The 12,013-nt window shown below is 72.1% G+C and carries 13 protein-coding genes; 10 read left to right on the forward strand and 3 right to left on the reverse strand.

What is annotated here, in order from left to right; translation table 11 throughout:
* Positions 1 to 89 precede the first annotated feature (89 nt).
* Positions 90 to 422 carry a helix-turn-helix domain-containing protein gene (locus ACZ4M8_RS18230; RefSeq protein ID WP_467608441.1) on the reverse strand — a complete coding sequence of 111 codons (333 nt, stop codon included), beginning with the start codon at positions 420 to 422 and terminating at the stop codon, positions 90 to 92.
* A gap of 274 nt (positions 423 to 696) precedes the next feature.
* Between ACZ4M8_RS18230 and ACZ4M8_RS18235 the strand changes: the two genes are divergently transcribed.
* Together ACZ4M8_RS18235 and ACZ4M8_RS18240 are read left to right on the forward strand one after the other, a co-directional pair.
* Complete coding sequence (locus tag ACZ4M8_RS18235; RefSeq protein ID WP_399087831.1) at positions 697 to 930, forward strand: hypothetical protein; 234 nt, start codon at positions 697 to 699, stop codon at positions 928 to 930.
* A 56-nt stretch (positions 931 to 986) separates the two neighbouring features.
* Positions 987 to 2,165 carry an SPFH domain-containing protein gene (locus ACZ4M8_RS18240; RefSeq protein ID WP_467608443.1) on the forward strand — a complete coding sequence of 393 codons (1,179 nt, stop codon included), beginning with the start codon at positions 987 to 989 and terminating at the stop codon, positions 2,163 to 2,165.
* A 242-nt stretch (positions 2,166 to 2,407) separates the two neighbouring features.
* On the opposite strand, the gene ACZ4M8_RS18245 is transcribed toward ACZ4M8_RS18240, so the two are convergent.
* Positions 2,408 to 2,887, reverse strand: a complete 480-nt coding sequence (locus ACZ4M8_RS18245) for a MarR family winged helix-turn-helix transcriptional regulator (protein ID WP_467608445.1) — start codon at positions 2,885 to 2,887, stop codon at positions 2,408 to 2,410.
* A gap of 381 nt (positions 2,888 to 3,268) precedes the next feature.
* Between ACZ4M8_RS18245 and ACZ4M8_RS18250 the strand changes: the two genes are divergently transcribed.
* The 4 genes from ACZ4M8_RS18250 to ACZ4M8_RS18265 all read left to right on the forward strand — a co-directional run bounded on the left by ACZ4M8_RS18250 (position 3,269) and on the right by ACZ4M8_RS18265 (position 6,035).
* Positions 3,269 to 4,489 carry a cytochrome P450 gene (locus ACZ4M8_RS18250; RefSeq protein ID WP_467608447.1) on the forward strand — a complete coding sequence of 407 codons (1,221 nt, stop codon included), beginning with the start codon at positions 3,269 to 3,271 and terminating at the stop codon, positions 4,487 to 4,489.
* A 125-nt stretch (positions 4,490 to 4,614) separates the two neighbouring features.
* Positions 4,615 to 4,824 carry a ferredoxin gene (locus ACZ4M8_RS18255; RefSeq protein ID WP_399087839.1) on the forward strand — a complete coding sequence of 70 codons (210 nt, stop codon included), beginning with the start codon at positions 4,615 to 4,617 and terminating at the stop codon, positions 4,822 to 4,824.
* Positions 4,825 to 4,879: 55 nt separating this feature from the next.
* Positions 4,880 to 5,509, forward strand: a complete 630-nt coding sequence (locus tag ACZ4M8_RS18260) for a PadR family transcriptional regulator (protein WP_467608450.1) — start codon at positions 4,880 to 4,882, stop codon at positions 5,507 to 5,509.
* 175 nt (positions 5,510 to 5,684) lie between these two features.
* Positions 5,685 to 6,035 (forward strand): hypothetical protein, encoded by a 351-nt coding sequence (locus tag ACZ4M8_RS18265; RefSeq protein WP_467608453.1) that lies wholly within the window; start codon positions 5,685 to 5,687, stop codon positions 6,033 to 6,035.
* 80 nt (positions 6,036 to 6,115) lie between these two features.
* Here the strand turns inward: ACZ4M8_RS18265 and ACZ4M8_RS18270 are convergent, their stop codons facing one another.
* Positions 6,116 to 7,027, reverse strand: a complete 912-nt coding sequence (locus ACZ4M8_RS18270; protein WP_467608455.1) for a helix-turn-helix transcriptional regulator — start codon at positions 7,025 to 7,027, stop codon at positions 6,116 to 6,118.
* Positions 7,028 to 7,166: 139 nt separating this feature from the next.
* Between ACZ4M8_RS18270 and ACZ4M8_RS18275 the strand changes: the two genes are divergently transcribed.
* The 4 genes from ACZ4M8_RS18275 to ACZ4M8_RS18290 all read left to right on the forward strand — a co-directional run bounded on the left by ACZ4M8_RS18275 (position 7,167) and on the right by ACZ4M8_RS18290 (position 12,007).
* Positions 7,167 to 8,222 (forward strand): NAD(P)-dependent alcohol dehydrogenase, encoded by a 1,056-nt coding sequence (locus ACZ4M8_RS18275; protein ID WP_467608458.1) that lies wholly within the window; start codon positions 7,167 to 7,169, stop codon positions 8,220 to 8,222.
* 206 nt (positions 8,223 to 8,428) lie between these two features.
* Positions 8,429 to 8,602 carry a 50S ribosomal protein L32 gene (rpmF, locus tag ACZ4M8_RS18280; RefSeq protein WP_467608461.1) on the forward strand — a complete coding sequence of 58 codons (174 nt, stop codon included), beginning with the start codon at positions 8,429 to 8,431 and terminating at the stop codon, positions 8,600 to 8,602.
* Between the two features lie 188 nt (positions 8,603 to 8,790).
* The gene (locus tag ACZ4M8_RS18285; protein ID WP_467608463.1) at positions 8,791 to 11,190 is read left to right on the forward strand and encodes an eCIS core domain-containing protein; all 2,400 of its coding nucleotides are present in this window, start codon (positions 8,791 to 8,793) and stop codon (positions 11,188 to 11,190) included.
* Positions 11,191 to 11,488: 298 nt separating this feature from the next.
* Entirely contained in the window at positions 11,489 to 12,007 is a 519-nt protein-coding gene (locus tag ACZ4M8_RS18290; protein ID WP_467608466.1) for an LAETG motif-containing sortase-dependent surface protein, read from the forward strand.
* Positions 12,008 to 12,013: the final 6 nt, after the last annotated feature.

The raw sequence follows: 12,013 nt of genomic DNA on the forward strand, positions 1-12,013 counted from the left end.
GCCGGGGGAGCCCCAGCCGGGCCGCACGGCTGTGGCCCGGCCGGCCCCGCGTCAAGGTCGGGCAACGGCCTCTCCAGGTGTTCCGGTGTTCAGGCCGCGTGCGCGGTGAAGACGACGGTCGAAGTGGAACCGTCGAGCGCGATGTTGAGCGACGCGTCCAGAGCGTCGGCGAGCCGCGCCAGGAGCGGCAGGGTGGGCACCATGCCACCGAGTTCGAGCTTCGAGATCTGCGGTTGGGTCATCCTCGCCCGTTCGGCGAGTTCACTCTGCGAGAGTCCCAGTTCCGTGCGGCGGTCGTACACGGCCTGCCCCAGGTCGAAGGCCAGGCGGATCTCACGGCGCATCGCCTCGGCCTCGGGTGCCTCGGCAACGCCCCCCGCCACCTCGCGGTCACGGTCCAGTTTCCATCGGGCGTGATGCATCGTCCCTCTCCTTTCGACATCTCACGGGTGAACTCGTCATGAGCGGTGTGCCCCTCTGCCGCGCAACGCTCCCGCGCCTGCCGTGCCCGCTTCACCTCCGCGTCTTCACGCATACGGGTTTTGCGGAACACCGTCAGGAAAACGATGCGCCGCCCCGGCCCCCCCGCGTCAAACTCCGGCAATGCCCGCCGCCGGCCCCGCTTCCCGGGGGTGAAAGCCATGATCGCGGGCTAAGGTCGGCAGCAGGACCAGCAAGGCGAGGGGGAAGCCGTCGATGGCACGGGACGAGGCCGTGATCGGCTGCACCGGGGTGCTGCTCATCGGTACCCGGGGTGAGGCCGGGCCGGGTGAGGTCCAGGTGCGGGTCAGGGGCGGGTCCGAGACGTTTCTGGCCTGGTCGGCGGAGCCGCTGGCGACCGGCACCGAGGTGCTGGTGATCGCCTCGCGCGGCACCCGGCAGGTGGATGTCCTCGCCTGGTCCGATCCGTTGGACGCGCTGGACGGCTGAGGGCTCCGGCCCACGGGCCGGCCCTCCGCCGGCGGCGCCGGTTGAGGAGACGAGAGATGTTCGGTTACCGCGTACCGGCCCCGGATGAGGCCATGTTGATCTCGGGCGGCCGGCGGGGGCACGGTGACGCCCCGTTCCGCGTGGTGATCGGCCACGGCAAGTTCGTGCTGCCGGTCTTCCGCAAGACCCGGTTCCTGACGCTGGCGATGTGCGAGTCGGAGGTCGCCGAGACCTGTGTGACGAAGCAGGGCATCGCGCTGACCGTGCGCGCCGTGATCGCGTTCAAGGTCGGCAACGACACCGAGTCGATCGTCAACGCGGGGCAGCGCTTCCTGTCCGACCAGGACCAGATGTCCGTCCTGACCGGGCGGATCTTCGCCGGTCATCTGCGGTCCATCATCGGTTCGATGACGGTGGAGGAGATCGTCACCGAACGGCAGAAACTGGCCACCGAGGTCCTGGAGACCTCCAAGACGGAGATGGCCAAGATCGGTCTGATCGTCGACTCGTTGCAGATCCAGTCGATCGACGACGGCGAGACCGGCTACATCGAGGCGATGTCGGCGCCGCACAAGGCGGCCATCCAGCGGCAGGCGCAGATCGCGCAGGCCCAGGCCACCCAGGCGTCGGCGGAGGCGCAGCAGGAGGCGGCGCGGAACCAGGCCGAGTACTCCCGGCAGACGGCGGTGGTCCAGGCCCAGTACAGCGCCGAGGTCGACCGGGCGCAGGCGCAGGCCGCGCAGGCGGGCCCGCTGGCCGAGGCGCACGCCCAGCAGGAGGTGCTGGCCGCCCGTACGGAGCTGGCGGAGCGGGCCGCGCTGCTGCGTCAGCAGGAGCTGGTGGCGGAGGTGGTCAAGCCCGCGGAGGCGGAGGCGGAGCGGATCCGGCTGCTGGCGACGGCCGACGCGGAGCGGATGAAGATCCAGGCGGAGGCGGCGGCGTCGTACGACCGGGTGGCGCTGGACCGGATGCTGATCGACCAGTTGCCGCAGATCGTCAAGGAGGCGTCGGCGGGCCTGTCCGGCGCCAACGTCAACGTCCTGAACGGTGCGGACGGCCTCGGCGAGATCGCCGCCGGTCTGGTCGGCCAGGGCCTGACCATCCTCGACTCGGTCCGCCGCAACCTCGGCGCGTCCGACACGACCGGCGACTCCTCCGGCGAGGCCGCGCCCCGCACGGGCTCGTCGTCCGGCCCCCGCCCCTCCTCGGACGAGGGCCGCATCGGCATCGAGTGACCGGCGGCCGTCCCCCCGGCCCGGCCCCGTACGGACCCTCCCGTACGGGGCCGGGCCGTGTGCGGGCCGCGTCCCCCACAGGCCGTACGGGACGCCGCTCCTCACCTGGGGCCGGTCTCCTCCACGGGCGCGCCGGGCGGGTCCCGTACGGGTCCGGGCCGCGCCCCACGCCGTACGGGTCCGGACTCCCTGCGGATGCCCTACGGGTCCGCTCCCCCGCGGGCCGTACGGGACGCCGTCCCTCACTCCCCCCGTGCCTCCCGCTCCCGGACGTGTTCCGTGAGCCGGGTCAGGACCTCTGCGGTGACGGCCACGTCGTGGGCGGCGACGCCGTCGAGGGCCTGGTGGAGGGTGAGTTGGCGGGCGTCCTGGAAGCGGCGCAGGACGGTGCGGCCGTGTGCGGTGATGGCGACCTGGCGGGCCCGCCGGTCGAGCGGGTCCGGGGCGCGTTCGACGAGGCGTTCCGCGGCCAGGCGGCCTATCTGGCGGGTGACGTGGGACGGCTCGACCATCAGGTGCTCCGCCAGGTCGCCGACCCGGCTCACACCGCCGGCGCCCTCCAGCGCCATCAGCAGCCACAGGTCCGACCGCCGGGCGGAGACCCCGGCCCGGTCGGCGAGGCGTTCGTGCGCCTGCGAGCGGGTGAGCAGGTAGGACAGGGTGGCCAGCGCCCGCTGCAGCGCGACGATGGGGTCCGGTTCCGGCACCGAGGGCTCCGACATGCAGGAACCTTAGCGGCCCGGGTGAACGGCCCCCGACAGTACGGAAACCGGCCAACACCCGACCGGCCGGAACACCCCCTTTCGCCCCCGGCGGGGGAGAGTTAGCGTGAATCCCGATAGTTGCTTTAGTCAGGTAAAAGTCGGCAGTCGGGTACCGGTCACACCGGTACCGCCCGGCGGAACGGTCCGCTTCCGCGCCCCGCGACGGGCGCGGCGGGCCCCGCCGGCGGCCCGGTGCCGACGGCAGGAGTCGGCACGCGGACACCACCGCGACCGGCGCGGGACGCCCGCCCCGCGCCGGTCGCCCGCCGCCCGCACGCCGACGGCGTCACCCGCACCGTTCACCACGGCGCCCCGCGCCCGAACGTGGAAGGACCCGCCATGACGACCGCACCGCAGCACACCGACCCCGCGACCACCCCGGCGCCCGTCGCCGTCCCCGCCGCCCGCGCCCCCGGCTGCCCCTTCGACCCGGCGCCCGCCGTGCACCACACGGAGGGGCCCCTGGTCCGGGCCACCCTGTGGGACGGCTCGCCCGTCTGGCTGGTCACCCGCCACCAGGATGTCCGCGACGTCCTGGGCGACGCGCGCTTCAGCGCGGACTCCAAGAGCCCCGGCTTCCCGTTCCTCACCCCCGGGGTGCGGGTGATCGCCGAGGACAGTTCGTTCAGCTTCATCCGCAAGGACGATCCCGAGCACGCCCGGCTGCGCCGCATGCTGACCGCCGACTTCATGATCAAGAAGGTGGAGGCGATGCGGCCGCAGGTCCAGCGGATCACCGACGATCTGCTGGACCGGATGACCGCCGGCCGCACCCGCGCCGACCTCGTCGCCGAGTTCGCGCTGCCGCTGCCGTCACTGGTCATCTGCCTGCTGCTCGGCGTCCCGTACGAGGACCACACCTTCTTCCAGGAGCGCAGCCACGTCCTGCTCGCCCTGCACTCCACGCCCGACGAGGTCCGCACCGCGCAGAACGAACTCCTCGGATATCTGGAGGAGTTGGCGGCGAAGAAGCGCCGGGAGCCGGACGACGCGATCATCAGCCGGCTGGTCGCGCGCGGGGAACTCTCCGACGAGGCGGTCGCCGGAATGGGCCGGCTGCTGCTCATCGCCGGTCACGAGACCACCGCGAACATGACGGCGCTCGGCACCCTCACCCTGCTGCGCAACCCGGAGCAACTGGCCAAGCTGCGCGCCGAGCCCTCCCTGATCAAGGGGGCGGTGGAAGAGTTGCTGCGCTACCTGACGATCATTCACAACGGGGTGCCGCGCGCCGCCACGGCGGACGTCACGGTCGGCGGCACCCTCGTCCGGGCGGGCGAGGGCGTCCTGTGCACGCTGAACGCCGCCAACCGCGACGAGACGGTCTTCCCCGGCGGCGACACCCTCGACGTGACCCGCGACGCCCGCCGCCACGTCGCGTTCGGCTTCGGCATCCACCAGTGCCTGGGCCAGCCGCTGGCCCGCGTCGAGATGCAGATCGCCCTGGAGACGCTGCTGCGCCGCCTTCCGGAGCTGCACCTCGCGGTCCCCTTCGAGGAGATCCCGTTCCGCCACGACATGAACATCTACGGCGTCCACGCCCTCCCGGTCGGCTGGTGACCGGCAGGGCCCGCACGCCGACCCCCGTACCCCGTAAGGAACGCCGTCCGGCGCCCCGCCCGGAGCGCCGCGCCACCACCGGCCCGGGGCGGTCCGCCGCCCGGCCCCACCCGAGGAGCGATGCCATGCGTGTCACCGTCGACCAGGACAAGTGCTGCGGCGCCGGGAGCTGCGTCCTCGCCGCGCCGGACGTCTTCGACCAGCGGGACGAGGACGGCATCGTCGTCCTCCTCGACGCCCGGCCGGACGCCGCCCTGCACGAGGCGGTCCGTGAGGCCGCCGCGGTCTGTCCCGCGGCCGCCATCACGCTGGAGGAGGCCACCGAACGCGTCTGACCGGAGGGGCGGGCCGTCCCCGGACGGCCCGCCCCCCTGTCCGAGAGGAGTCGCGATGACCCTGCGGCACGCCGTCCTCGCCGCGCTGCTGGACGGGGAGCGCAGCGGCTACGAACTGGCCAAGGAGTTCGACGTCCGGATGGCCAATTTCTGGTACGCACGCCCGCAGCAGCTCTACACCGAACTGTCCGGACTGGAACGGGACGGGCTGGTCGCCGGCCGTCAGGTGGTCCAGGAGATGCGCCCGAACAAGCGGCTGTTCACGGTGACCGAGGCGGGCATCGGCGAACTGCACCGGTTCGCCGCGGCCACCGTCCGCCCGGCGTTCCCCCGCGACGACCTGCTGGTCAAGGTGCAGGCCGTGGACCGCTTACCGGCCGCGCCGGTGATCGCCCAGCTCACCGAGCGCGCCCGGATCGCCGCCGGCCGCGCCGAGATCTTCACCCGGCTGCTGGCACGCCTCCGCGACGGCCTCGACGAAACCGCCTTCCTCGCCCGCGCCACCCGCGTCGGCCCGTACCTGGCCTGTCAGCGCGGCCTCACCTTCGAACGCGAGACCCGCGCCTGGTGCGAACGGACCGCCGAGATCCTGCGCACCCGCGAGACACCGCCGCGACCGGCCGCCGAACGGCACCCTGACGGGGGTGCGCCCGATGAGGCGGCAGCGGTACCGGTGGGGCCGTGACGGGCGGAAGGTCCGGGGCCGTGACGGGCCGGAGGCCCGGGGCCCGGCACGCCGTGGGCGCCGCCGCGGCACTCCTTCGTGTGACACGGCGCGGGTGTGCGTCACGCCGTACGGGGCACGGCAGTTGCTTCCGTGCACGCGCCCCGCGCCGGGGCGCCGTCCCGGAAGGAAACCCATGCGCCTTCGCCACATTGTGGCCGCCGCTCTCGGTGCCCTCGCGCTCGCCGTCACCCTGCCCGCCGCGTCCGCCCAGGCGGCGACCGGCTCGTTCACGTACCTCATCGACGCCCCGGACGGCGCCGTCCGCGTCGGGACGCTGGCGGACCCGCCGAGCGGGGTCTGCATGACGCTGCCCGAGGTCGCGCAGGAGTGGGTGGCGCCCGCGCACACCCCCCGCAACGACACCTCCGACTTCGCGACCGTCTTCACCGGTCCGGGCTGCGACGGCGACTCCTTCACCCTCCGCCCGCACGGCGGCCACGCCACCGAGCGTCTGAAGTTCCGCTCGGTGCTCTTCCGCGGCTGAGCGAGCGCGCCCGGGGCCGGGGCGTCCCTCCCCTCCGCCGGTCGCTCCGGCACGCCGGGCGGCACGGCGGACGATACGGATCAGGCCCGTTCGTCCCCGGCCCGCGCCCCGTTCCGCCGGGCGTCCGGCTCCGGCTCCGGCTCCTGCCGGGGCCGGGCCGGCTCCAGCGTCCAGGAGGCCAGCAGCCGCAGGGACTGCGCGGACGGTGAGCCGGGCTCCGCGTGGTAGGTGATCAGCTGCTGGTCCGGGTCGGCGGGCAGGCTCAGCGTCTCGTAGGCGAGGGTCAGCCGGCCGACCAGCGGATGCCGCAGCACCTTCGTACCGAAGCCCTTGTCCTGGACGTCGTGCGCGGCCCACAGCCGCCGGAAGTCCTCGCTCTTGAGGGACAGCTCGCCGATCAGCGAGGCGAGCCCCGGATCGTCCGGGTTGCGCCCGGCGTCCCGCCGCAGATAGCCGACGACGTCGGAGGCTTTGGCCTCCCAGTTCTCGTACAGCGCGCGGTGCCGCTCGTCGAGGAAGACCTGCCAGGCGAGGTTGCGCTCCTTGCGCGGCAGGGCGGGGAAGTCGCCGAGCAGCGCGCAGGCCAGCCGGTTCCAGGCGATGAGGTCGAGCCGCCGCCCGATGACGTACGCGGGCACCGCCTCCATCGTGTCCAGGAGCTGCTGGAAAGCGGGCCGCACCCGCTGGGCGCGGACCGCCGGGCGGGAGCGGCGCGACACCGGGCGGGCGAGGTGGGCGAGGTGGTCGCGCTCCGCGCCGGTCAGCCGCAGCACGTCGCCGATCGCGTCCAGCACCGAGGCGGAGACGTTGCCGACCCGGCCCTGCTCCAGCCGGATGTAGTACGCGACGCTGACCCCGGCCAGCTGTGCCAGCTCCTCCCGCCGCAGGCCGGGCACCCGGCGCCGGCCGTGGTCGGGCAGCCCGACGTCCCCCGGCCGCAGCCGGGCCCGCCGCGAGCGCAGGAACTCGCTCAATTCGGTGCGCTGGTCCATACCCGAAGTATGCGCAGCCGGGGCGGCGCCGGGGAAAGCGCGGGCGGCCCGCTGGGTGGTCCTCCCAGTGGTAGGAACGCCAGTCGTACGAAGCGGGGGGCACTGGCTACGGTCCGGCGGCTCTCGCATCCTCGGGAGCATGAACCACACCTCTGTCGCCGCGTACGCCGCACCCGCGCCGAAGGCACCGCTGGAGCGGACCACCATCGCGCGCCGCGAGCTGGGTGCCCACGACATCCTGATCGACATCAAGTTCGCCGGTATCTGCCACTCCGACATCCACACCGCCCGCGCCGAATGGGGTGAGGGCGGTCACTTCCCGGTCGTCCCCGGCCACGAGATCGCCGGTGTCGTCACCGCGACCGGCTCCGCCGTCACCCGCTACACGGTGGGCGACCGCGTCGGCGTCGGCTGCTTCGTCGACTCCTGCCGCGAGTGCGACAACTGCCGCGCCGGCAATGAGCAGTACTGCACCGGTGACCTGGGCAACGTCGGTACGTACAACTCCGTCGGGCGGGACGGTGAGCCGACCCAGGGCGGCTACTCCACCCACCTCGTGGTGGACGAGAACTACGCCCTGCGCATCCCGGAGAGCATCCCGCTGGACGCCGCGGCGCCGCTGCTGTGCGCCGGGATCACGGTCTACTCGCCGCTGGCCCACTGGCACGCGGGCCCCGGCAAGAAGGTCGCCGTGGTCGGTCTCGGCGGTCTCGGCCACATGGGCGTCAAGATCGCGCACGCGATGGGCGCCGAGGTGACGGTGCTCAGCCAGTCGCTGCGCAAGAAGGACGACGGGCTGCGCTTCGGCGCCGACGACTACCGCGCGACCTCGGACCCGGACACCTTCAAGGAGCTGGCCGGCACCTTCGACCTGATCATCAACACGGTCTCCGCCGACCTCGACCTCAACGCCTACCTCTCGCTGCTGCGCACCGACGGCACCCTCGTCCAGCTGGGCGCCCCGGAGAAGCCGCTGACCGTCGCGCCGTTCGCGCTGATCGGCGGGCGCCGGTCGTTCGCCGGTTCGCTGATCGGCGGCATCCGCGAGACGCAGGAGATGCTCGACTTCTGCGGTGAGCACGGCATCGCCGCCGACATCGAGGTGATCAGCGCCGACCGCATCAACGAGGCGTACGAGCGCGTCCTCGCCAGCGATGTGCGCTACCGCTTCGTGATCGACACCGCGACGATCTGACGCGGGCCGGGCGCGCGACCATCGGGCGGCCCCGCGCCGCCGCTGCCGCGCGTCCCGGAGACCTCCGCCCGGGGCGGCCCCACCAGGCCGCCCCGGGCGCTCCCGTATCCGGGGAGTTCCTGCCCTCCCCACCGAAATCGAAACGACAGTCGTTTTCATATAGCCTCTGGGGGTCCACCCGATCCCCACCTGTGGAGGCTCCACCCATGGCCGTCCCCAAGCGCAAGCTCTCCCGCAGCAACACCCGCCACCGCCGCGCCCAGTGGAAGGCGACCACGCCCCAGCTCGTGCCGGTGACCGTCGACGGCTCGGTGTACCGGGTCCCCCAGCGTCTGGCGCAGGCGTACCGGCGCGGGCTGATCGACCCGCCGAAGAGCTGAGGGCGGGCGACCCCGCGGAGACGAAGGGCCGCGCGTGGCCCGTTGCCCGGACCGGCGGCAGCGACCGGGAAGGGCCCGCGCCCGCCCGCAGGAATGCCCGGACCTCTGCCCCTTCGGCCCTTCAGCCCGCTTCCCGCACCGTGCTACTCATGCGGGACTTCTGGCGGCGCTGCACAGGGAGCACGGTTATGTCCTCACGGGAGAAGAAGAGCGGAAAGCCGGATGTGAGACAGGCCCCGGCCCCGAAGAACTCCGCCGCGCCGCCGGACGCCATGCTCGCGCTGCAACGCGGCATGGGAAACGCCGCCGTATCCGCCTGGTTCCACATGAGTGCCGGAAGAGCCCCTCTCGACGCGCCCGGCATCGCCGCCCTCCAGCGCAGCATCGGCAATTCCGCGGTGAACCACCTCGTCAACCGCTCCGCCTCCGCGGCGCACACCGAGGAAGAGGCGGCGGCGCACGGGAATTCCGCGGGCCCTCAGGAACAGCCCCTGGCCGTCCACGACGTGCTCCGTTCGTCCGGCCGGCCCATGGAAACCGGCCTCCGCCAGGAGATGGAGCAGCGGTTCGGCGGCGATGTCGATTTCTCTTCCGTCCGCTTCCACACGGGAGATCAGGCCGCCCGGTCGGCCGCCGAACTGCAGGCCCAGGCATACACCGTGCGCCATCACGTGGTGTTCGACAAGGGCGTCGAGCGCGACAAGAAAACCGTCGCGCACGAACTGGCCCACGTCGTGGAGAACGAGAAGGGCACGTCGTTCCCATCCGTTCCCTACGGAGGCAACGTCAATGTCTCCGAGGCGGACGGGCCGTCGGAGGTCGCGGCGGAGGCGACCGCCGAGCGCGTCATGAGCGCGCCCGCCCCCGCTCCTTCCACTTCCGTGGCGCCCGCCGGCCAGGACGGAACGACCGTCGCCCGCAAGAAGTCCGACGGTGGTGGAAGCGTTCCGTCCGCGGACCTTCCCCGGGTGCAGCGGGCCCTGACCGTCGGCGACCGGAACTTCACGGAGGAATACAAGGCGAGAACCGCCCGCAGGGCCGAGGGCGACCACGCCGCCATTCTCAAGAAGATGACCGACGAGGTGTCGCAGCACTTCCTGAAGGACGCGGCGAAGGAGTTCTCCCCGGAGGAACGCAAGGATTTCGTCAACGAGGCCAAACGGATCAACTGGCAGCTGGCGAAGGCCATCGTCTCCCCCGTCGGCCTCAAGAACGAATACCACCCGGCGCTGCGCGGTGTGGTCGGCACGCACCCTGATTTCGGCGCGAAGAACCACGACATCCAGGTCAACAATTACACCGACCTCGCCCGCAACCTCATGGGCTGGGTCTACGCCAAGGACAACCGCAGGCAGGAGAAGAAGCAGGCGGAGAAGATGCACCGCGACCCTGACCTGGACATGTACCTCAACGTCCTGCTGCGGCGCATGTACGGGTTCACCCGGGGGGTCCAAAAGGACCGGAACATGAGCGAAAAAGATATCGCCGTCATGGAGAAGGAACTGCGCACCGGTCGCGCGCACATCAAATCGCAGATCACGAAGAACGGCGTACGGGACCCCGACCAGCAGGCGGGAAAGCCGGTCGGCTCGTACATCGCCCATTTCGACGGCACGATGAACGAGAAGTTCCGGGGCACCCGGCTGGACGCCCGCATCATGGAACGCGGAGGACTGTCCGCGGTGATGAAGGACCCGGAGAAATTCGACCTCCGCGAGAAAATGATCGTCCTGCACGATCTCTCCGAATACTTCGGCCACTCCACCCACACCCCGCCCACGGCGGGGAAGAAGGCGGTCCCGGAGATGACCGAGCGCGATCAGCAGAGCACGCTCGACTTCGACCACAGGGGCAAGCGGGTCAGCACCACCCGCGACCGCGGTCAGAACGCCCTTCTCCACGACGACGGCACCCCCAAGCTCAACGACCGCGGCAAACCGGCGACGCACCCCTCCACGCGGAACGAGCAATCCGAGACCACCCTCAACGCGCGGGAGAGGAACATCCCCGTCTGGGCCGGTCAGTCCTGGACCGCCGCCAGGATGTTCCGGATGGCGGTGACCAGCGGGGCGTCACTGGAGGAAATCGCCGCACTCGGCTGGGGAATCTTCGCTTTCTGGCGCACCGATTTCGACCACACAACAGATTTCGCCTACCACACGCTGCACGAAGTGATGGACATCGCCCAGAACTTCGGGCTCTCGTACAACATCAACAAACCGTACGACTCGTACCGCAAGGTCGACACCACGCGCGTGGACGCGAAGGTGAACAATCTCCTGGAGAACGTCTCGGACATCCGGTCCCAGGCCGGGGATCTCGTCCGGAGCATGAAAGAGGCGAAGCGCAACAGCCACCGCCGGTGGGGAAGGCGGGAGGAAGACCTTCTGGACGCGTTCACCGACATCAAGGAAGACGCCGAAGTACTCCAGAAGAGAATCCAACGGCGCGCCGACTCCCTGAACGGTTGGCACACACTCCCCGACGAGGAACGCACCGACCTCCTCAAGAAGGTCATCGACAGCCTCAACGACTGGCGCGACGAAATGGGCAGCCTCCAACGAAAGCTCGACAGGCTCAGCCGCTGACCCACCCATCACCGCGCCCACGCCCACGGCGATGACCTGACACCGCCCCGCTCCCACCGTCCGCCGGCCGGCCCCCGACGGCCCGACGAAGCTCCTGGCAGCGCGCCCCCGAGAACCACGGCCCCTGCCAGGAGCCGACGCACCGGCCCCCGCCCCAGCGACGAGCGCCCCGCTCCCCGCTCCCCGCTCCCCGCTCCCCGGAAAATCTTTCCCCCCACCGGCAACCCCCGCCCCCGCCGCACGTCGTGAGGGGTGAGGGCGCCACCGGGCGCCGCCCGACGACCGTGGAGCAGTACCCGTGAATCTCTCCCGCACCGCCCCCACGCAGTCCGCCGCCTCCGCCGCACGGCCCACCGCCGCGCGCCGCCGGATACGCGGTGCCGCCACCGCCGGTCTGCTGGCCGCCTGCGCGCTCACCACCCTCTCCGTGGCCGGCACCGCGCACGCCGACGGCGTCCGCCCGGAGCCCACCGTCAGCGTGCCGTCCCAGGAACGGCCCACCACCGTCCCCTCGTCGCCCGGCCACGACGCGACGCAGCCGCCGTCGTCCCGGCCCAGCGCCACCCGGGCGCCGTCGTCCGCCGAACCCACCCAGCCGCCCGGTGACGCCTCCGCGCCGCGCCCCGTGCCCAGCGTGAGCCGCCCCGGCGGCACCCGCGCCGGCACGGACGCCACCCCCGCGCCCGCCCCCGGCAGGGACGAACTCGCCCACACCGGCGCCTCCGAAACCACCACCCTGATCCTCGGCGCGGGCGCCGCCGCCCTGCTCGTCGCCGGTGGTGGCACCCTGTACGCGGTCCGCCGCAACCGCGCCTGACGCCCC

This window comes from Streptomyces sp. NPDC027185 (assembly GCF_055567035.1).